This window comes from Stenotrophomonas sp. 24(2023) (assembly GCF_030913365.1).
In the GTDB taxonomy this organism is placed as follows: Bacteria; Pseudomonadota; Gammaproteobacteria; order Xanthomonadales; family Xanthomonadaceae; genus Stenotrophomonas.
Window position 1 is genome coordinate 361174 of the sequence record NZ_CP133160.1, and the last position, 19380, is coordinate 380553.

The following is a 19380-nucleotide window of genomic DNA, read 5'->3' on the forward strand; positions in this document are numbered from 1 at the left end:
GCCCTGCAAAGCCCCCCTTACCGGGTCTGCCCTTCCCCGCGTACCACGAAACGTTCGACCGTCAACGCTTCCAGTCCCATCGGGCCATAGGCATGCAGCCGCGTGGTGGAAATGCCGATCTCGCTACCCAGCCCAAGCTGGCCGCCATCAGAGAAGCGCGAAGAGGCATTGACCATCACCACCGCCGAGCGCAGCGCGCTGACGAAGCGCTCGGCGCTGGCCGCGTCCTCGGTGGCGATCACCTCGGTATGGTCCGAGGTGTACCGGCGCACATGCGCGATCGCTGCGTCCAGATCGTCCACCACGCCCACTGCCAGCACCAGATCGAGGAACTCGGCGGCGAAATCATCATCGGTGGCAGGCAGGCTGCCGGGCAGCAGGGGCTGCGCACGCGCGTCGGCGCGCAGCTGCACGCCCCGTTCGCCCAGTGCCTGCGCCACGCGCGGCAGGAACGTGCCTGCCACATCCTGGTGCACCAGCAGCGTCTCCAGTGCATTGCATGCCGACGGCCGGCTGCACTTGCCATCCACGAGCAGATCCAGCGCCATGTCCAGGTCCGCGTTCCGGTCCACATACAGGTGGCAGACGCCCTTGTAGTGCTTGATCACCGGTACACGCGCATGCTCTGCCACGAACCGGATCAGGCCCTCGCCACCGCGCGGAATCGCCAGGTCGATCAGTTCGTGCAGCTGCAGCAGCGCCAGCATCGCTTCGCGGCGCAGGTCGGTCAGCACGGTCACTGCCGCGGCCGGCACGCCATGGGCCTGCAGCGCAGTGGCCAGTGCCTGCGCGATCGCGGTGTTGGAATGCAGCGCCTCGGAACCGCCGCGCAGGATCACACCGTTGCCCGCCTTCAGGCACAGTGCGGCGGCTTCGGCGGTCACGTTCGGGCGGGCCTCGTAGATCATCGCGATCACCCCCAGCGGCACGCGCACTTTCTGCACGCGGATGCCGTTGGGACGCACATCATCACGGGTCACCTGACCGACCGGGTCGGGCAGTGCCGCCACCTCACGTACGGCTTCGGCCATGGCGAACAGGCGCGCCGGGTCCAGTGCCAGGCGATCGAGCATGGCCGTACCGATGCCCTTTTCGCGGGCGGCAGCGAGGTCGCGCGCATTGCCGGCCAGGATCAGCCCGGCATTGCTTTCCAGCGCACGCGCCATGGCCAGCAGCAGCGCCTGGCGTGCAGCGCTGTCGAGGCCGGCAACGATCGCGGCGGCATCACGGCAGGCATGGGCCTGGGCTTCGATCTCACGCATCGGCATCTCCTGCAGTCCGGTCATGGCAGCACCAGGTCGTCGCGATGGACGACGGTACCGCCGTAGTTGTAGCCCAGTACGCCCTGGATGTCGCGCGAATGGCGGCCAGCAATGCGCCGCACGTCATCGGCGGCGTACTGTGAAACGCCACGGGCGATGCACGCCAGGCCCTGCGGCGACGGCCAGCAGACCTGCACCATGTCGCCCCGGCGGAAGTCGCCCTCGGCGCCGGTGATGCCGCCGGGCAGCAGCGACGCGCCCTTTTCACGCATCGCCTGCGCGGCGCCGGCATCCACCAGGATCGCGCCCACCGCCAACGGTGCATGCCGCAGCCAGTGCTTGCGTGCAGCCTCGCGGCTGCGTGCGGCATGGATGCGCGTGCCGAACAGACGATCCTGCGCCAGCGCACGCACCACCTCGGCGCTGCGGCCATTGAACAGGTAGGTATCGATGCCGACGCGGCCCGCCTTGGCCGCTGCCTCCAGCTTGGTGCGCATGCCCCCGGTACCAGCGCGCGAGCCGGCGCCGCCGGCCATCGCCAGCACCGCATCGGTCAGCTCGGGCACGTCGTGCAGCGGCTGCGCGCCGGCCACCGTGCGCGGATCGGCACTGTAAAGACCGTCGATGTCGGTGGCGATGAACAGCGCATCGGCATCGACCAGTGCGGCCACGGTCGCGGCCAGATTGTCATTGTCGCCAAGCTTGAGTTCGTCCACGGACACCGTGTCGTTCTCGTTCACCACCGGCAGCGCACCCACGCGCAGCAGTTCGTTCAACGTGGCGCGGGCATTGAGATAGCGCCGGCGGTTGCGCAGGTCGTCATGGGTCAGCAGCACCTGCGCCACGGGCCGCTCGAAGAAGCGCTGCCACAGGCCGATCAGCTGCGCCTGGCCGAGCGCGGCCAGCGCCTGCCGGGCCGCCATCGCGGCGCCGGCTTCATCGATGCGCGGCAGGATCGCACGCCCGGCCGCCACCGCCCCGGACGAGACGATGACCACCTCACGGCCAGCCAGCACGTGGGCCGAGACGAACTGGGCCAGGCCCAGCGCGTGCCGCGGCGAGAGCCCGCCACCGTCGGCGGCGAGCAGACTGCTGCCGACCTTCAGGACGGCGCGCCGCCAGGACGGCAGCGCTTGTTCGGGGAAAGGCGATGCGGTCATGGTCGGCGGCTCCTGGTCGTGGGCTCAGCTCAGCGGGTGAGCCATTCGTGCACGGTCAGGTCGGAGGCCTGCATCGTCACCAGCGGATCGGTGGCGACGATGGCCTGCGCCTGCGCCAGGCTGTCCACGTTGCACAGCACATACGCGCCGCCGCTGCCGTCGGCAAAGCCACCGGTCAGCTGCAGCCTGCCCTGCGCCTGCAGGGCATCGAGGAACTCACGATGCGGCTGCACGGCGGCAGTGTTGAAGTCCGCGCGGCGCATGGCCAGCACCAGATAGACCGTGCCCGCCATCAGGACAGCGCCTGCCAGCGCGCGCGCAGGACATCCAGGCGCAGGTCGGCAGCGGCACCGGGCGAGACGCGCGCGGCCAGGCTGCCTTCCGGCGTACGTCCCTGCCCGGCACTGTCGGCCGAGGCCGCGGCGGCCTTGTAGGCCTCGCGGAACGGCACGCCGGCCACGGCGGCTTCCACCGCCACGTCGGTGGCATACATGCCCGAATCGATCGCGGCCAGCAGCTTGTCCGGGCGCCACTCCAGGTTGGCCAGCAGCGCCGGCAGCAGCTCCAGCGCAGCCAGGCCACGGCCGAAGCCGTGGAAGATGGCGCCCTTGGAGGCCTGCAGGTCGCGGTGGTAGCCCGACGGCAGCGACAGCAGCTGCTCGATCTCGGTACGCGCGGCGGCCACGCTGGCGTGGGTCGCCCGCATCAGCTCGATCACGTCCGGGTTGCGCTTGTTCGGCATGATCGAACTGCCGGTGGTGTACTGCGACGGCAACGCGACGAAGCCGAACTCGCCGCTGGTGAACAACGACAGGTCCCACGCCAGGCGGCGCAGGTCCAGAGTCGCACCGCCCAGCGCTTCCAGCGCGGCCAGTTCGAACTTGCCGCGCGACAGCTGTGCGTAGATCGGCGACACCTGCATGCGCGCAAAGCCCAGCGCGGCAGTGGTGTGTTCACGGTCCAGCGGCAGGTTCACGCCATAGCCGGCGGCGGTGCCGAGCGGGTTGGCATCCACCAGCGCGTGGGTATCGCGCGCACGGATCGCGTTGTCGATGAACGCCTCGGCCCAGCCGGCCCACCACATGCCCGCCGAAGACACCACGGCGCGCTGGATGTGGGTGTACCCCGGCACCGGCAGGTCCTTCTCGGCCTGCGCACGGTCCAGTGCCACCTTGGCGATCTCGGCACTGAGCTGGCCGACACGCTGCAGCTTTTCCTTCAGCCACAGGCGCGTGGCCACCAGGATCTGGTCATTGCGGCTGCGCCCGGTGTGGATGCGGCGGCCGGCGTCGCCCAGGCGTTCGGTCAGGCGCGCTTCGATGGCCGAATGGCCATCTTCGAACTGTGCATCGAGCACGAAGCGGCCGGCGCGGAAATCCTCGGCCAGCACGTCCAGCTCGCGCAGCAGGCCGGCCAGCTCATCGGCGCTGAGGATGCCGATGTGCTGCAGGCCCTGCGCGTGGGCGGCACTGGCGGCGATGTCGTGCAGGAAGAATTCGCGGTCCAGGACCACGTCATCGCCCGCGAGGAATGTCTGGATCTGGGCGTCGACAGCGACGCCGGGCTTCTGCCAAAGAAGGTCTGCCATGGGGGGCTCCGGAATGCGGTAACTAAGCGGTATCAGTGCGGAATCGACGTCAGTTCGTCGATGCCCAGTGCGATGTTGAGGTTCTGCATGGCCTGGGTGGCCGCGCCCTTGAGCAGGTTGTCCAGGGTCGCCACCACCACCACCCGCTTGCCACCGGGGGCCAGGGTGAAGCCACCGACCTGCGCGCCATGACGCCCGGCGATGCGGCTCACCCACGGGGCCTCATCGACCACTTCCACGAGTGCTTCCCCGGCATAGGTCTGCTGGTAGCGCGCCACGATCTGCTCGCGGGTCTGCGCCTGGTTCAGCCACAGGTTGGCGGTCAGGGTGATGCCACGGAAATGCGGTGCCACGTGCGGCATGAACTCCACCGGCACGCCCAGGTGGGCGGAGACCTCGCGCTCATGCACGTGGTTGGTGAGCGCGTACGGCATCAGGTTGTCGGCCAGCAGCGCGACGTTGTTCTTGTCCGAGGGCGTGGTGCCCGCGCCGGAATAGCCGGACACACCGAAGCACTGCGGCGGACCGGCCAACAGGTCCAGCAGCGGCGCGATCGCCAGCTGCATGGCCGTGGCATAGCAGCCGGGGTTGCTGATGTGCTTCTGCCCGGCGTAGTGCTGCCGGTTCAGTTCGGGCAGGCCGTAGTACCACTGTTCGTCGAAACGGTAATCGGCCGACAGATCGACGATCACCGTGTCCGGCTTCGCTGCAGCGATGGCGGCCACGAACGGCGCGGCCAGGCCATTGGGCAGGGCCAGGATCACCGCGTCCACGCCCTTGGCGGCCACGGCCTCGGCATCGAGGTTTTCGTACTGCAGCTCGCCCTGCACGTCCGGATGGTGGTCGGCCAGGCGCTGCCCGGCGCGCTCGCGCGAGGAGACGAAGGCCAGCTGCAGGCGCGGGTGTGCGGCCACCAGCGTGATCAGCTCGGCGCCGGTGTGGCCACGGGCACCGACAATGCCCAGGGTGAAGGTCGAATCGTTCATGCGTGGCTGTCCAGGCGGTACCGCAGGTGGCGTTTCACCCCGGCCCATTCGCTATCGATGATGGAGAAGATGACGGTATCGCGCGGCGTGCCATCGGCGTGCCGCTTGTGGTTGCGCAGCACGCCGTCCTGCTTGGCGCCCAGGCGGGCGATGGCGGTGCGCGAGGTGTGGTTGAACCAGCTGGTTTCCAGCACCACGCTGATGCAGCCCAGGGTTTCAAAGGCATGCTGCAGCAACAGCAGCTTGGCTTCGCTGTTGACGCCGGTGCGCTGCACGCGCGGCGCATACCAGGTGTAGCCCAGGCTGAGCTTGGGCACATCGGCTTCCAGGCCGTAGAAGCGCGTGCTGCCGACGATGTCGCCGGCCGCATCGCGGATCACGAACGGCAGCACCTTGCCTTCGGCCTGTGCATCCAGCGCGGCCTGCACATAGGGCTGCACGTGATCTGCCGAAGGCACCTGGGTGTACCACAGCTGGTCCAGGCCACTGCCGTCCAGCGCCGCGGCCAGGCCCGGCACATGCGCCAGCTGCAGCGGCTCCAGCCGCACATGCCGGCCGACCAGGGTGGGAACGGTGGTCCAGGAATCGGTCATCGCTCAGCCCTGCAGGCTCGGGGTGCGCGCAGCGCAGTGGTCGACATAGGCCTTGATGCGGTCGAAGTCGTCGGCGCCGTACCAGAACACCTTCCAGGTCTCCTGCTTGTAGCTGCCGTCGGATTCGGCGTAGTAGAAATGATTGATCGGGTTGCCGTTGCGCGAGCGCCAGAACAGCTGCGGGGTTTCTTCCAGCATCACGTTCCACACCGCACGGCCCAGGCCCTCGCCCTGCGCATCATCGAGCACGGCGAACTTGTCCAGGTACACGCCCTCGGCTTCGTCGGTGAGGATCACCGCAGTGCGGTAGTTCTCGCTGACATAGGCACGCAGCAGCCTGGTGCGCTCGAAGTAGTCCGGCACCAGCGTACGGCCGAAGCTGGATTCGATCAGCGCCTTGAGCCGCGGCAGGTCCAGTTCGCTCCAGGCGGTGGCGCGCAGCACCTTCTCGCCCTTGCGCACCAGCGTGCCCGAGCCCTTGTGGGTGAACAGTTCCTTGGCCAGGTCCGCCGGCCGGGTGATGGACACCGACGACTCCAGCGGCAGCCGGTCCAGCAGATCCTTGATCTGCTCGATCTTCACCTTCATGCCGCCATGGATCCACGGCTGCGCGATCAGGTGGTCGTATTCGGTGGACAGGTTGATCGAATCGATCACCTTGCCCTGCTCGTCCAGCAGCCCGCCGGTACCGGTGAGGAAGATGATCTTGTACGGCTGCAGTTCCTGCACCAGTTCGTTGGCGGCGAAATCGGCGTTGACGTTGAGGATCTGGCCGCCGGCTGTCTCGCCCAGGCTGGTGATGACCGGAATGGAACCGGCACGCAGGCTGGCTTCGATCGGGGCCAGGTTGACCTTCTTCACCTCGCCGACCAGGCCGTAGGTGTCCAGGTCCAGATACTCGGCCTCGAACACGCCGCCGGTGATGGAGGTGGCGCGCGCGCCGTTCTGCTGCAGGGCCTCGACCAGGCGCAGGTTGGACTGCTGGAACACGCGGCGCACGATGGCCAGTGCTTCCGGCGAGGTCACGCGCAGGCCGTTGACGGTCTGCTTCTCGATGCCGGCGGCCGACAGTTCGGCATCCAGCTGCGGGCCGGCGCCGTGCAGCACGATCGGGGTCAGGCCCACTTCCTGCAGGAACGACAGCGAGGAGGTCAGCGCGTCCAGATCGTCGCGCAGCACCGCGCCGCCGACCTTGACCACGGCGAAGCGCTTGGCATCCAGCTGCGAGAAGCGCTTGAGGTACTGGCTGATTTCCTTCGCGCTGGCCATGCTCGAAAGCAGGCGCACGATGGTCTGGCGGGTCTGGCGGTGGGGCTGGAGGGCAGGAGACATTTCGGTTTCGTCACAGGCGGCGGTCGCCGCGTTGCAGTTCCGCCATGCCAGGGCACGGCGGCGTTGTGGGGGTCGATCAGGCGCCGGCGGCGATGATGCGGTGCACGGCGTCGGTATAGCGCTGCAGCTGTTCCAGCGTCACGAACTCATCGGCGGTGTGGGCCTGGGCGATGTCGCCCGGGCCGAACACCAGCGTGGTGTAGCCCCCGGCGGAGAACAGCGAGGCCTCGGTCCAGAAATCCACCGCGTTGCCGATCGGCAGGTCCAGCGCATCGGCCACGTCACGCGCGGCAAGGCGCCGCGCCTCGGCATCGGCAATGTCACCGGCCGGCAGGCTGGGCCCGCGGAAGGTTTCGGTGAACAGCGCCGCTTCCGGCTCGGCAAAACCGGCAAAGGTCGCCAGCAGCGCATCGATGTCCATCGACGGCAGCGGGCGGAAGCCGAAGCGCACCTCGGCGGCCGGCGCGATCATGTTGGCCTTGATGCCGCCTTCAACGCGGCCGATGTTGAAGCGCAGGCCGGTCAGCCCACCAAAGCGCGCCGAGGCCAGCGATTCCACGTGGTCCAGCGCGCGGTTGCCCCAGCGCATCGCCTGGTGCAGCGCGCTGGCGGCGGCATCCTGCTTGCCCGAGGCATGGCCGGCACGGCCGGCGAACTGCATCAGCACCGAGCTGATGCCACGGTGCGCCAGCACCGCTTCGCTCATGGTCGGCTCGGCCACCAGCACCGCTTCATACGGCAGGCCACGGGCCAGGAACGCGGCGATGCAGCGCGGGTCGTTGGCTTCTTCGTCGCTGGAAAACAGGAACGCGGCATCACCCTCGCTGGCATTGGCCGCCGCCACCAGCGCAGCGGCCGCGCCCTTGATGTCACACACGCCCAGCCCGACCACGCGGTCGTCCAGGCGCCGCATGACATGCGGGTCGGCACTCCAGTGCGGCGAATCGGGCACGGTATCCAGATGCACGTTGAACAGGTACTTCGGCGTGCCACGCACGGCATACAGGCTGACCGCACCGGCACCGTGGTCGATCACCTCGACATTGAACCCGGGCAGGTTGTCGCGCAGGTAATCGAAGATGCCACCGGTGGTGATCGCACGCGGCGGGTTGCGGGTGTCGAAGGACACCAGGGCCTGGAGGTGCTGCAGGGTGGAAGCAAGCAGGTCGGTCATGGGATCAACAGGGAGTTCAATCGGCCGAGGCCGGGGCATAGGGGTTCGGATGCACGATTTCCATCAGCAGTTCCGGTCGTGCCGGCGCGCTGAAGCCGAAGCCCGCGTACAGCCGGTGTGCATCGCTGGTAGCCAGCATGAAGCGGCGCAGGCCCTGCAACTGCGGATGGGCCATGATCGCCTGTACCAGTTGCTTGCTGTAGCCCTGACCGCGGTGCTCCGGCAGCACGAACACATCGGCCAGATAGGCAAACGTGGCTCCGTCGGTGATGACGCGCGCGAACGCAACCTGGCCCAACGTCTCCAGGTAAGCGCCGAAACACAGCGAACCGCTGATCGCCCGTTCCACCACGTCGCGCCCGATGCCCGGGCTCCAGTACGCCTGGGTGGACAGAAAATGATGGATCAGGGCAACGTCCAGGTCCTGCGGATCAGTGCTGATGCGTAGCGCGCTCATCGTTTCATCCAGTTGCCGTGTGCCCTGGCCCGCACGGGGCCAGGGCGATACGGTCTCAGCGGTTCACCTGCGCATAGAGGGTGGAGCTCATGCCGAACAGCTTGATGAAGCCTTCGGCCTCCTCCACGCCCCAGTCGGCCGACTGTGCATAGGTGGCACCCTTGGTGTTGAGCAGGTGCGGCGAACGCACGGCCACCGCATCGACGCGGCCACCACGGGTTTCCAGCACCACTTCACCGTTGACCTTGGCCTGGGAGGACTTCAGGAAGGCCTCGATGTCGGTCTTCAGCGGGTCGTGGTAGAAGCCTTCGTAGACCAGTTCCACCCACTTGCGCGCCACGTCCGGCTTGAAGCGGTTCTGCTGCTTGGTCAGCACCGCATCTTCCAGCGCGCGGTGCGCGGCCAGCAGCGAGACCAGGCCCGGGGCTTCGAACACGATGCGGCCCTTCAGGCCGATCACGGTGTCACCGGTGTACACGCCACGGCCGACGCCATACGGGGCGAACAGCTTGTTCAGCTGCGCCAGGATCTGCTCGCCCGGCAGCGCCTTGCCGTTCAGCTCGACGGCTTCACCTTCGACGAACGTCAGGGTGACGGTCAGCGCCTGTTCCGGCCACTCGCTGCGCGGTGCGCACCAGCCGCGGGCGCCCTCGCCCGGGGCTTCCCAGCGGTCGATCTCGCCGCCGGACATGGTCAGGCCCAGCAGGTTCTCGTTGATGGTGTAGGCCTGCTGCTTGGCGCGCACGCCGAAGCCACGTTCTTCCAGGTACTTCTGCTCGTAGGCGCGGGTCTGGGTGTGTTCCTTCTGGATCTCGCGGATCGGGGCGATGATCTGGTAATCGCCCAGCGCCTTCACGGCCAGGTCGAAACGCACCTGGTCGTTGCCCATGCCGGTGCAGCCGTGGGCGATGATGTTGGTGCCCAGTTCGGCGGCACGCTTGAGTGCGGCATCGACGATCAGGTAACGGTCGGACACCAGCAGCGGGTACTGGCCCTGGTAGCCTTCGCCGGCCCACACGAACGGCTTGACGAAGCCTTCCCAGATCGCCGGGCCACCGTTGACGGTGACGTGGCTGGTCACGCCCAGTTCGGCGGCGCGCTTTTCAATGAAATCGCGCTCTTCATCATCCACGCCGCCGGTGTCGGCGAACACGGTGTGCACGTTGTAGCCGCGCTCCTGCAGGTACGGCACGCAGAAGCTGGTATCCAGGCCGCCGGAGAAGGCGAGAACGACGTCTTTGTTGCTCATGGGGGGTATGTCCAATCAGGTGGGGTAGCGCCGGGCGATGCCCGGCGGATTGTCTGGAGTGCGTGAATGACGTGGAAAATCAGCGCCCGGCAACGGCAGCCATGATCGCCTTCTGCACGTGCAGGCGGTTCTCGGCTTCGTTGATGGCGATGCACTGCGGCGAATCCATCACGCCGTCGGTGGCCTTGACGTTGCGGCGCAGCGGCAGGCAGTGGCTGAACACACCGTTGTTGGTCAGCGCCATCTTCCGCTCGTCGACGATGAAGTGCTTGAACTGGTCGCGGATCGGCTTTTCCGGCTCCCAGTTGCCGAAGAACGGCAGCGCGCCCCAGCTCTTGGCGTAGACGACATCGGCGCCGGCGTAGGCGCTGTCGATGTCATGGCTGATCTTCAGCGAACCGCCGCTCTCGGCCACGTTCTGCTCGGCCCAGCCCATGTAGCGGTCGTCGAGGATGTAGTCGGCGGTCGGGCACAGCAGGGTCACGTCCATGCCCATGCGCGTGGCGATGGTCAGCGCCGAGTTGGCCACGGCGGTGTTCAGCGGCTTGGGGTGGTAGGTCCAGGTCAGCACGTACTTCTTGCCGCGCAGGTCCTGGGTGCCGAAGTGTTCCTGCAGGGCCATGATGTGCGCCAGTTCCTGGCAGGGGTGGGTGATGGTCTCCATGTTGATGACCGGCACCGGCGAATACTTGGCGAAGCTGTTGAGGACGATGTCCTGGCGGTCGTAGGCCCAGTCGATGAACTTGGGGAACGCACGCACGGCGATGATGTCGCAGTAACGGCCCAGCACCTTGGCCACTTCGGCGATGTGTTCTTCCGTGTCACCGTCCATCACCGTGCCGAGGTTGAACTCGATCGGCCACGCATCCTTGCCCGGCTGCAGCACCACCGCGTGGGCACCGAGCTGGAACGCGCCCAGCTCGAAGCTGGTGCGGGTGCGCATGGACGGGTTGAAGAACACCAGCGCGATCGACTTGCCCTTGAGCTGGTCGCCGAGCTTGTTGCGCTTGAACAGCGCGGCCTGGGTCAGCAGCGCGTCAAGCTCGCTGCGGCTCCAGTCCTGGGTGTTCAGGAAGTGCTTGAGGGACATCATCATTCCTTGCATGGGCGGCGCCGGTGCCGGCTGGGCGGGTCGGTGCACGGTGGGAGGAAACAGGGTGGAAAGAAAACGGCTGCAGGTGAAACCTTCATGACGCGGAAACGAAAAAACCCAGCCGGGGGGCTGGGTTTTTTTCGGACGAACAGCAGAAAGCTCCGGTTACCCAGCGGAAATGTGGGGTTCCGGTCGACGCGCGCGCGACGTCATGCCCGAGGCCTGGCGGGCGGCGCTGCTGTCATGCTGGAAGTCGGTGGCGTTCATGTCCGCCCATCTTTGCATGCGCGCGGGGCCGGCGCAAGCGCTGCGGCCCCGGGGCGGTCAGGGGGTACCGGAGGCGCCCTGCTCGGCGCCCAGCCAGGGGGTGATGGAAACGCGGATCTTCAGCCGGTTGCCGGGGTCTTCCGGCAGCCGCGAGCGGTACTTGGTGCCCTTGTAGACATAGTCCACGTCATAGGCGATGGGGCGGCGGAACTCACGCCCCACCGGCACGATCTTGCAGTCGCGGGTCAGCATCGGCGCGTTCGGCGCCGGGGCCGGGGTGGGCGCAGGGGCGGCATCCTCGCTGGGCTCCTCGTCGCCACGGCGGAACATCGAGCGCACCGAATCCCAGAACCGGCTCAGCCGGCCCTTGTCCTCGGCCGGCTCTTCACCGGTCACGTTCACCGGGGCCAGGGTACGGGTGGACACCGGCTCGCAGTGCTCCTCGGTGCGGGTCGCGCGCAGGGTCTGGAACACCGGCTCGACGTTGAGCACCTGGGCGTAGTCGAACTTCACGTTCTCCACGATCACCACCCGGTTGCGCGGGTCACCGTCCTGGGCAGAAGCCGCGTACGGGGCCGCCGCCAGGCAGGCCAGCGCCAGCAGCGCGGTGGATTTCATTGGCAACGGGAGCTGGGGCACGACGATAGTGTAGGCAGTGGCGACCGTGAGGGGCTGAACATTACCCGTCCGCCGGGCTCCTGCCCACCCCACCTTGGACGAAGGCGACCCGGCCGCGGACGCCCCCCGGCCCCCCAAAACCGGCTGGCACGTTCTAAAATCACAGGCTTGTCCCCCAGCCCCGCCCCCATGACCCTGCGCCTGCACAACAACCTGACACGCCAGCTCGAACCGTTCAGCCCGCTCGATCCGACCTGTCCGACCCTGTATGTGTGCGGCCCCACGGTCTACAACTACGTGCATATCGGCAATGCGCGCGGGCCGGTGGTGTTCGGCGTGCTGGCCGATCTGCTGCGCCGGCGCTTCGGCGCGCTGCGCTACGCGCGCAACATCACCGACGTGGACGACAAGATCAACACGGCCGCGCGCGAACAGGGCGTGCCGATCAGCACCATCACCGACCGCTTCGCCGCCGCCTACCGCGAAGACATGGCCGCGCTGGGCGTGGTGCCGCCGGACATCGAGCCGGAAGTGACAGCACACATGCCGCAGATCATCACCATGATCGATCAGCTCATCGCCAACGGCCATGCCTACGCCGCCGAAGGCCACGTGCTGTTCGCGGTGGATACCTTCGAGGGCTACGGCAAGCTGTCGCGCCGCGACCCGGAGGAGATGCTGGCCGGCGCCCGCGTGGAGGTCGCCCCGTACAAGCGTGCCCCGGGTGATTTCGTGCTGTGGAAGCCCTCCAGCGACGACCTGCCCGGCTGGGATTCGCCCTGGGGCCGCGGCCGCCCGGGCTGGCACATCGAATGCTCGGCGATGGCGGCCGCCCACCTGGGCGAAACCATCGACATCCATGCCGGCGGCGTGGACCTGCAGTTCCCGCACCACGAAAACGAGATCGCGCAGAGCGAGTGCGCGCACGGTGGCCGCACCTTCGCCCGCTACTGGCTGCACAACGGCATGCTCAACTTCGGCGGCGCCAAGATGAGCAAATCGCTGGGCAACATCGAGCGCGTGCATGACCTGGTGCGCCAGCATCCGCCGGAGGCCCTGCGCCTGGCCCTGCTGTCGGCCCACTACCGGCAGCCGCTGGACTGGTCCGATGCGCTGATCGAACAGTCGGTGCGCACCCTGGACCGCCTGTACGGCACCCTGCGTGACCTGGCCGACGTGCCGGCCAGCGCGGTGATCCCGGCCGTGGTCGAGGCCGCGCTGGACGATGATCTGAATTCGCCGCAGGCACTGGCCGAAGTGGCGCGCATCGCCGGTGAAGCCCGCCGCGCCACCGCCCCCGCCGAGCAGGCACGCCTGAAGGGCGAACTGCTGGGGGCAGGCCTGGCGCTGGGCCTGCTGCAGCAGGCCCCGGCGGCATGGTTCGGCACTGCCGAAGGCGACAGCGACGACGACGCACGCATCCAGGGCCTGATCGACGAACGCGTCGCGGCCAAGCAGGCCCGCGATTTCGCCCGCGCCGACGCCATCCGCGACCAGCTGGCCGCCGAAGGCATCGTGCTGGAAGACACCGCGCAGGGGGTACGTTGGGTGCGCAAGCGCGCCTGACTCCCTGCCCCGTGGCCGGTTCCGCCGGCCACACCCCACCGTAGAGACCGTTGTGACCGATTCCCCCTTCCCGCTTGAACCCACCGCCGCCGAGGCCCAGGCCGCCATCGCCGAGGAATTTGGCTTCTTCGGCGACTGGTCCGAGCGTTACCAGTACCTGATCGACCTGGGCCGCAAGCTGCCGGCCTTCCCGGACGCCTGGAAGACCGAAGAACACCGGCTGCTGGGCTGCCAGTCGATGGTCTGGATCGTGCCCGAAGGCAACGCCGACCAGCTGCGCTTCCATGCCATCAGCGACTCGGCCATCGTCTCGGGCCTGATCTTCCTGGCCCTGCGCGTGTACTCGGGCCGCCCGGCGCAGGAAATCCTGGCCACCGAGCCCAGCTATATCCAGGACATCGGCCTGGCACGCCACCTCTCGCCCACCCGCAGCAATGGCGTAGCCGCGATGCTGGCCTTCATCCGCGAGACCGCGCAGGCCCAACTGCAGCGCGCCCAGCCGTGAACGACCCCGCCCCTGCCCAGGACACCGCCCTGGGCCTGCTGGCCCGACCCGGCTTCGCCAAGCTGCTGGCCTACCGCATCTTCGCGATGCTGTCCTACCAGGTGGTGGCGGTCACTGTCGGCTGGCATATCTATGAAGTCACCCGCAACCCGTTCTCGCTGGGCCTGGTCGGCCTGGCCGAGGTGCTGCCGTTCTTCTGCGTGGCACCGTTCGCCGGCTACCTGATCGACCATCTACCGCGCCGCCGGCTGGGCATGGCCGCCTGCGCGGGGCTGGTGGTCACCGCACTGGTGCTGACCGGCGTGGCCACCGGCTGGCTGCCCTTCCAGGGCGTGTGGCCGATCTATGCGGCCATCGCGCTGACCGGCATGGTGCGTGCCTTCCTCTCGCCCATCTACAACGCGCTGTTCGCCCGCGTGCTTGAACGCGACCAGTACGCGCGCGGCGCCGGCCTGGGCGCGGTGGTGTTCCAGGCCGGCATGGTCGCCGGCCCGGCGCTGGGCGGCGTGCTGGTGGCCTGGGGCGGCAAGGGCGTGTCCTATGGCGTAGCCACCGCCTTCGCGCTGGTCGCGGTGGGCTGCCTGGCCACGCTGAAGGTCAGCGAGCCGGTGCATGAGGGCCCGGCCGCGCCCATCTTCAAGAGCATCGCCGAGGGCGCGCGCTTCGTGGTCGGCAACCGCATCATGGTCGGCGCCATGGCGCTGGACATGTTCTCGGTGCTGCTGGGCGGCGTGGTGGCGATGCTGCCGGCCTTCCTGCACGAGATCCTGCATTACGGCCCGGAAGGGCTGGGCATCCTGCGTGCGGCGCCGGCGCTGGGTTCGGTCTGCGTCGGGTTGTGGCTGGCCCGCCACCCGCTGCAGAAGCATGCCGGCGCGGTGCTGCTGTGTGCGGTGGCCGGCTTCGGCCTGTGCGTGATCGCCTTCGGGCTGTCGCAGCACTTCTGGCTGTCGGGGCTGATCCTGCTGTTCTACGGCGCCTTCGATGGTGTCTCGGTGGTGGTGCGCTCGACCATCCTGCAGCTGGCCACCCCGGAAGAGATGCGCGGGCGGGTGTCGTCGATCAACGGCATCTTCATCAGCTCGTCCAATGAACTGGGCGCGTTCTACGCCGGCACGATGGCGCGGTTGCTCGGCCTGGTGCCGGCGGTGGTGCTGGGCGGGTTCGCCGTGCTCAGCGTGGCCGGGATCACCGCGTGGAAGAACCCGACGCTGCGGACGTTGAACCTGCGCGATCTGCAGTGATCGGGCAGACGTTGCCGTAACCACCGCGGCGCATCGCCCGGCGGCTCCACGCCATGCATGGCCTGGCGCTACGGTGGGTCGCAGCCAGGCATGGCCTGGCTCTACGGTAAATCCACGCCATGCGTGGATGGATTTGATGCAGCCAGGCATGGCCTAGCTCTACGGTGGATCCTGGCCATGCGTGGATGGGTTTGATGCAGCCAGGCATGGCCTGGCTCTACGGTAGATCCACGCCATGCGTGGATGGGCGTGTCATCAGGCGCGCGGATGACCCAACAAAAAACCCGGCCGGAGCCGGGTTTTCCGCATGACCAGACAACGATCAGGAATCAGTCGCCCTGCTGCTTCTGCAGGTGCTCCCAACGCTCCTGGGCGTCGATGGTGCGCTCGGCGGTCAGGCGTGCTTCCAGGCGCTCCAGGCCGATTTCCTCACCGGTGTCCACGCAATACCCGTAGTCACCTGCTTCCAGGCGCTTGAGGGTGCTGTCGATCTTGCCGATCAGCTTGCGGTAGCGGTCACGGGTGCGCAGTTCCAGGGAATTCTCCGTTTCACGGGTCGCACGCTCGGCTTCGTCGCCGATGTCACGGACTTCGTCACGCAGGTTCTCGATGGTCTGCTTGGATTCCTCGACCAGATCGGCACGCCACTGCTGCAGGCGCTGGCGGAAGTACTCCTGCTGCAGCGTGCTCATGTATTCCTCGTCCGGGCCCGGCTTGTAACCCGCCGGCAGGATCGGACGGCCAGTGGCCTCGTCGGTCTTGTACTCGACGACCTTGTACTTGCTGCGCGGGGCCGGGGCCGCCGAGCGGGCGGTGACGGCCACGGCGACCTTGCCGACAGGGCGCGACACGGTCTTCGGGGCGGATTCGGATTTCACGGCGGTTTTGGCAGGCGATTTCGAAACGGGCACGGGATTCTTGGATTGCGGGGCGGTCGGAGTGGCAGCAGCCGCCTTGGCCGGCGCGGAGACCGGTTTCGCAGCGGGCGCGGCCACGGCCTTGGCCGGGACAGGCTTGGCCGGAGACGGCGCGACGACCTTCCCCGGTGCGGACTTCACTACAGGGGCCTTGGCCGGCGCGCTGGCCGGGGCGGCGGTCTTCTTCGGTGCAGCCTTGGCCGGGGCAACCGCCTTCGGGGCGGCGGCCTTCTTGGCCGGGGCCGGCTTCGCCGCCGGCTTGGCCGGCGCAGCCTTCTTCGCCGGCGCGGCCTTCTTGGCGACCGGGGCCTTGGCCGCCGGCTTCTTCACCGCCGGCACGGCTTTCTTGGCAGCAGGCTTGCTTTTGCTGGCGGCCGGCTTGGCGGCAGCGGCCGCCTTCTTCGCCGGTGCCGGCTTGGCCTTGACCGGGGTCTTGGCCGGCGTTTTCTTAGCGGTGGCCTTCCTGGCCGCCGGTTGCGCAGATGCTGCCTTGCTGGCCGCCTTGCTGGCGGGCTTCTTGGCAACAGGCTTTTCCGCCAACTTCTTCACAACAGGCTTGGCGGTTTTCTTGGCGGCCTTGACGGCCTTCTTTGCAGTTTTTTTAGCAGCCACGAAACGCTCTTCCTTGGTTTCCCCGGGGCCCGGGAAAGCGGGCCTTTATAGCCTACCCGTCCCGCAGCAGCAACCTCGGCGGCCTGCTCCATTCAGACGTGGAGAGACCGGGCCGAGGGGCGGTCCAGCGAACGCGGACCGCCTTGCGCGGTACGGCACCTGGCCGGCACCCACGGGGGGAGCCGACACCGGCCGCAGGCCATCAGCGACATGCGGCCAACGGCCCATCCTGCACAAATGCGGCCTTCATGCCAACTGGCATAAGATGACTGGGTGATCTCCCGCCTGCTCATCGCCCTGCTGCGCGCCTACAAGCGCTTCATCAGCCCCCTGCTCGGGCCGCGTTGCCGTTTCTATCCCAGTTGTTCTGAATACGCGATGGAAGCCATCACCCGGCACGGCCCGCTGCGCGGCAGCTGGCTGGCCGCGCGCCGGCTCGGTCGCTGTCACCCCTTCCACCCCGGCGGCGTCGACCCGGTGCCTGAGCACCTGCACGCCCCTTCATGCCGTTGCACAGGAAAACACTGACATGTCCTCCACGCTCATCACCAACGCCCGCCTGGTCAATGAAGGCCGGGTCTTCGACGCCGACCTGCGCATCGAGAATGGACGCATCGCGCGCATCGACAGCGGCCTGGCCGCGCTTCCGGGTGAACAGGTGGTGGACGCCGCCGGCCGCTGGCTGCTGCCCGGCATGATCGACGACCAGGTGCACTTCCGCGAACCGGGCCTGACCCACAAGGGCGACATCGCCACCGAGTCGGCCGCCGCCGTGGCCGGTGGCCTGACCACCTTCATGGACATGCCCAACACCAACCCGCCCACGCTCAACGCTGAAGCGCTGCAGGCCAAGTACGATGCCGCCGCCGGCCGCGCGCGCGCCAACTATGGCTTCTACATGGGCGCCAGCAACGACAACCTGGAGCACATCCAGCGCCTGGACCCCAAGACCGCACCGGGCATCAAGGTGTTCATGGGCGCCTCCACCGGCAACATGCTGGTGGACAACCCGGACACCCTGGACGCGATCTTCCGCGACGCACCTACGCCGATCATCACGCACTGCGAAGACACGCCGATGATCGATGCGCTGATGAAGCAGTACCAGGCCCAGTACGGTGACACCCTCAGTGCCGAGCAGCACCCGGATATCCGTTCGCGCGAGGCCTGCCTGAAATCCTCGCTGCTGGCCACGTCGCTGGCGAAGAAGCACGGCACCCGCCTGCACGTGCTGCACATTTCCACCGCCGATGAGCTTGCCCTGTTCGAGCGCGGCCCGCTGATCCGCGCCGACGGCACCCGCAAGCAGATCACCGCCGAGACCTGCATCCACTTCCTGCGCTTCGACCGCACCGACTATGCGCGGCTGGGCAACCTGATCAAGTGCAACCCGGCCATCAAGGATGTCGCCGACCGCGAGGCGCTGACCGCTGCGCTGGTGGAGGACATCATCGACGTGCTGGCCACCGACCATGCCCCGCACACCTGGGAAGAGAAGCAGAAGCCGTATGCACAGGCACCGTCCGGCCTGCCGCTGGTGCAGTACGCGCTGGTGGCGGCGCTGGAACTGGTGCACGAGAAGAAGCTGGACATCGCCCGGGTGGTGCAGAAGTTCGCCCATGCCCCGGCCCAGCTGTTCGACGTGGCCGAGCGCGGCTTCCTGCGCGAAGGCTACTTCGCCGACCTGGTGCTGGTGGAGGACACGCCGTTCACCGTCAAGCGCGAAGACATCCTGTCCAAGTGCGGCTGGTCGCCGTTTGAAGGCACCACCTTCCATTCGCGCATCGCCTCGACCTGGATCAACGGCCAGCTGGCCTGGGACGGCACGAAGATCGTCGGTCCGGCCAACGGCCAGCGCCTGGCCTTCAACCGCTGATGCGGACGGCATTGCTTGCGCTGGCACTGGCCGGCGCCCCTGCCCTGCTGCTGCCGGCCCTGCCGGCCGCGGCACAGGCCGCCGACAGCCGCGTGGTGTTCCCGGCCAGCGCCTCGCAGGGGGCCATGGTGATCGGCAAAGTGCCGGCCGGCAGCCGGGTGGACTACGCCGGCCGCACGCTGCGGGTCAGCGGCTACGGCAGCGTGGTGTTCGGCATCGGCCGCGACGAGAAGGGACCGTTGCAGCTGCAGGTGCAGCGTCCCGATGGCAGCCGGGAAACAGTGAGCCTGACCGTCACCCCGCGCGACTGGCCGGTGGAGCGCGTCAACGGCGTGCCGCCGAAGACCGTCAACCCGCCGCCGGCCATCGCCGAACGGATCAAGCGCGAACAGGCCGAAGTGACGGCCGCGCGCGCGCGCGATGACGACCGCACCGATTTCGCCAAGCCCTTCATCTGGCCGGTGCAGGGCCGCATCAGCGGCCGCTTCGGCAATGCCCGGGTCTACAACGGCCAGCCCGGCGCCGGCCATTCCGGCATGGACATCGCCGTACCCACCGGCACCCCGGTGAAGGCACCGGCAGCCGGCGTGGTCACCTTCGCCGGCCCGGACCTGTACCTGACCGGCGGCACGCTGCTGATCGACCACGGCTACGGCATCAGTTCCAACTTCCTGCACCTGTCCCGCATCGATGTGAAAGTGGGGGACCGGGTCGAGCAGGGCCAGGTGATCGCCGCGGTGGGCGCCACCGGCCGCGCCACCGGCCCGCACCTGCACTGGGGCATGAACTGGTTCGATACCCGCATCGACCCGCTGCTGGTGCTGGAACGCAAGTAACCCACGCGCCGGTGGCGGTGCGCCGCCGGCCACCCCGCAGCTGCC

The 19380-nt window shown here is 68.0% G+C and carries 19 protein-coding genes; 6 read left to right on the top strand and 13 right to left on the bottom strand.

The window, feature by feature from the left end; genetic code table 11:
• Positions 1-17: 17 nt before the first annotated feature.
• From Q9R17_RS01630 to Q9R17_RS01685, 12 genes are all read right to left on the bottom strand, one after another.
• The gene (locus tag Q9R17_RS01630; protein ID WP_308156727.1) at positions 18-1286 is read right to left on the bottom strand and encodes a glutamate-5-semialdehyde dehydrogenase; all 1269 of its coding nucleotides are present in this window, start codon (positions 1284-1286) and stop codon (positions 18-20) included.
• The gene (gene proB, locus Q9R17_RS01635) at positions 1283-2422 is read right to left on the bottom strand and encodes a glutamate 5-kinase (RefSeq protein WP_308156728.1); all 1140 of its coding nucleotides are present in this window, start codon (positions 2420-2422) and stop codon (positions 1283-1285) included. The genes Q9R17_RS01630 and proB overlap by 4 nt, the downstream gene beginning before the upstream one ends.
• Before the next feature lie 29 nt (positions 2423-2451).
• Positions 2452-2715, bottom strand: a complete 264-nt coding sequence (locus tag Q9R17_RS01640; protein ID WP_308156729.1) for a YciI family protein — start codon at positions 2713-2715, stop codon at positions 2452-2454.
• The gene (locus tag Q9R17_RS01645; RefSeq protein ID WP_308156730.1) at positions 2715-4010 is read right to left on the bottom strand and encodes an argininosuccinate lyase; all 1296 of its coding nucleotides are present in this window, start codon (positions 4008-4010) and stop codon (positions 2715-2717) included. The genes Q9R17_RS01640 and Q9R17_RS01645 overlap by 1 nt, the downstream gene beginning before the upstream one ends.
• Positions 4011-4042: 32 nt before the next feature.
• Positions 4043-4996, bottom strand: a complete 954-nt coding sequence (argC, locus tag Q9R17_RS01650) for an N-acetyl-gamma-glutamyl-phosphate reductase (protein ID WP_308156731.1) — start codon at positions 4994-4996, stop codon at positions 4043-4045.
• Complete coding sequence (locus Q9R17_RS01655; RefSeq protein WP_308156732.1) at positions 4993-5589, bottom strand: GNAT family protein; 597 nt, start codon at positions 5587-5589, stop codon at positions 4993-4995. The genes argC and Q9R17_RS01655 overlap by 4 nt, the downstream gene beginning before the upstream one ends.
• Before the next feature lie 3 nt (positions 5590-5592).
• Positions 5593-6921 (bottom strand): acetylglutamate kinase, encoded by a 1329-nt coding sequence (locus Q9R17_RS01660; RefSeq protein ID WP_308156733.1) that lies wholly within the window; start codon positions 6919-6921, stop codon positions 5593-5595.
• 76 nt (positions 6922-6997) lie between these two features.
• Positions 6998-8095 carry an acetylornithine deacetylase gene (locus Q9R17_RS01665; protein WP_308156734.1) on the bottom strand — a complete coding sequence of 366 codons (1098 nt, stop codon included), beginning with the start codon at positions 8093-8095 and terminating at the stop codon, positions 6998-7000.
• 16 nt (positions 8096-8111) lie between these two features.
• Positions 8112-8552 (bottom strand): GNAT family N-acetyltransferase, encoded by a 441-nt coding sequence (locus Q9R17_RS01670; RefSeq protein ID WP_308156735.1) that lies wholly within the window; start codon positions 8550-8552, stop codon positions 8112-8114.
• Positions 8553-8607: 55 nt separating this feature from the next.
• Positions 8608-9801 (bottom strand): argininosuccinate synthase, encoded by a 1194-nt coding sequence (locus Q9R17_RS01675; protein ID WP_308156736.1) that lies wholly within the window; start codon positions 9799-9801, stop codon positions 8608-8610.
• Between the two features lie 79 nt (positions 9802-9880).
• Positions 9881-10891 (bottom strand): N-acetylornithine carbamoyltransferase, encoded by a 1011-nt coding sequence (locus Q9R17_RS01680; RefSeq protein WP_308156737.1) that lies wholly within the window; start codon positions 10889-10891, stop codon positions 9881-9883.
• A 327-nt stretch (positions 10892-11218) separates the two neighbouring features.
• Positions 11219-11779, bottom strand: a complete 561-nt coding sequence (locus tag Q9R17_RS01685) for a hypothetical protein (protein ID WP_308156738.1) — start codon at positions 11777-11779, stop codon at positions 11219-11221.
• Positions 11780-11968: 189 nt separating this feature from the next.
• Between Q9R17_RS01685 and cysS the strand changes: the two genes are divergently transcribed.
• Genes cysS through Q9R17_RS01700 form a run of 3 tightly spaced genes read left to right on the top strand, consistent with a single transcriptional unit; the run spans position 11969 to position 15094 of the window.
• Positions 11969-13345, top strand: coding sequence for a cysteine--tRNA ligase (cysS, locus tag Q9R17_RS01690; RefSeq protein ID WP_308156739.1), 1377 nt, complete (start codon positions 11969-11971; stop codon positions 13343-13345).
• Positions 13346-13397: 52 nt separating this feature from the next.
• Positions 13398-13850, top strand: coding sequence for a SufE family protein (locus Q9R17_RS01695; protein ID WP_308156740.1), 453 nt, complete (start codon positions 13398-13400; stop codon positions 13848-13850).
• The gene (locus Q9R17_RS01700) at positions 13847-15094 is read left to right on the top strand and encodes an MFS transporter (RefSeq protein WP_308156741.1); all 1248 of its coding nucleotides are present in this window, start codon (positions 13847-13849) and stop codon (positions 15092-15094) included. The genes Q9R17_RS01695 and Q9R17_RS01700 overlap by 4 nt, the downstream gene beginning before the upstream one ends.
• 329 nt (positions 15095-15423) lie before the next feature.
• Here Q9R17_RS01700 and dksA read toward each other — a convergent pair whose 3' ends face one another.
• The gene (gene dksA, locus Q9R17_RS01705) at positions 15424-16623 is read right to left on the bottom strand and encodes an RNA polymerase-binding protein DksA (RefSeq protein ID WP_308156742.1); all 1200 of its coding nucleotides are present in this window, start codon (positions 16621-16623) and stop codon (positions 15424-15426) included.
• A 273-nt stretch (positions 16624-16896) separates the two neighbouring features.
• Here dksA and yidD point away from each other — a divergent pair, with 273 nt between their 5' ends.
• The 3 genes from yidD to Q9R17_RS01720 are packed head-to-tail and all read left to right on the top strand — an operon-like array spanning position 16897 to position 19335.
• A complete protein-coding gene (gene yidD, locus Q9R17_RS01710) occupies positions 16897-17151 on the top strand; it encodes a membrane protein insertion efficiency factor YidD (protein WP_308156743.1) in 255 nt (84 codons plus the stop codon).
• Position 17152: 1 nt separating this feature from the next.
• On the top strand, positions 17153-18499 hold the full coding sequence (locus Q9R17_RS01715; RefSeq protein WP_308156744.1) for a dihydroorotase: 1347 nt from the start codon (positions 17153-17155) through the stop codon (positions 18497-18499).
• A complete protein-coding gene (locus tag Q9R17_RS01720) occupies positions 18499-19335 on the top strand; it encodes a M23 family metallopeptidase (protein WP_308156745.1) in 837 nt (278 codons plus the stop codon). The genes Q9R17_RS01715 and Q9R17_RS01720 overlap by 1 nt, the downstream gene beginning before the upstream one ends.
• Positions 19336-19380: the final 45 nt, after the last annotated feature.

What these genes read in the sequence shown, in the direction of transcription:
- Q9R17_RS01630 (WP_308156727.1), bottom strand. Translation starts at nt 1,286, where the DNA reads ATGACCGGACTGCAGGAGATGCCGATGCGTGAGATCGAAGCCCAGGCC.
- proB (WP_308156728.1), bottom strand. Translation starts at nt 2,422, where the DNA reads ATGACCGCATCGCCTTTCCCCGAACAAGCGCTGCCGTCCTGGCGGCGC.
- Q9R17_RS01640 (WP_308156729.1), bottom strand. Translation starts at nt 2,715, where the DNA reads ATGGCGGGCACGGTCTATCTGGTGCTGGCCATGCGCCGCGCGGACTTC.
- Q9R17_RS01645 (WP_308156730.1), bottom strand. Translation starts at nt 4,010, where the DNA reads ATGGCAGACCTTCTTTGGCAGAAGCCCGGCGTCGCTGTCGACGCCCAG.
- argC (WP_308156731.1), bottom strand. Translation starts at nt 4,996, where the DNA reads ATGAACGATTCGACCTTCACCCTGGGCATTGTCGGTGCCCGTGGCCAC.
- Q9R17_RS01655 (WP_308156732.1), bottom strand. Translation starts at nt 5,589, where the DNA reads ATGACCGATTCCTGGACCACCGTTCCCACCCTGGTCGGCCGGCATGTG.
- Q9R17_RS01660 (WP_308156733.1), bottom strand. Translation starts at nt 6,921, where the DNA reads ATGTCTCCTGCCCTCCAGCCCCACCGCCAGACCCGCCAGACCATCGTG.
- Q9R17_RS01665 (WP_308156734.1), bottom strand. Translation starts at nt 8,095, where the DNA reads ATGACCGACCTGCTTGCTTCCACCCTGCAGCACCTCCAGGCCCTGGTG.
- Q9R17_RS01670 (WP_308156735.1), bottom strand. Translation starts at nt 8,552, where the DNA reads ATGAGCGCGCTACGCATCAGCACTGATCCGCAGGACCTGGACGTTGCC.
- Q9R17_RS01675 (WP_308156736.1), bottom strand. Translation starts at nt 9,801, where the DNA reads ATGAGCAACAAAGACGTCGTTCTCGCCTTCTCCGGCGGCCTGGATACC.
- Q9R17_RS01680 (WP_308156737.1), bottom strand. Translation starts at nt 10,891, where the DNA reads ATGTCCCTCAAGCACTTCCTGAACACCCAGGACTGGAGCCGCAGCGAG.
- Q9R17_RS01685 (WP_308156738.1), bottom strand. Translation starts at nt 11,779, where the DNA reads ATGAAATCCACCGCGCTGCTGGCGCTGGCCTGCCTGGCGGCGGCCCCG.
- cysS (WP_308156739.1), top strand. Translation starts at nt 11,969, where the DNA reads ATGACCCTGCGCCTGCACAACAACCTGACACGCCAGCTCGAACCGTTC.
- Q9R17_RS01715 (WP_308156744.1), top strand. Translation starts at nt 17,153, where the DNA reads ATGTCCTCCACGCTCATCACCAACGCCCGCCTGGTCAATGAAGGCCGG.
- Q9R17_RS01720 (WP_308156745.1), top strand. Translation starts at nt 18,499, where the DNA reads ATGCGGACGGCATTGCTTGCGCTGGCACTGGCCGGCGCCCCTGCCCTG.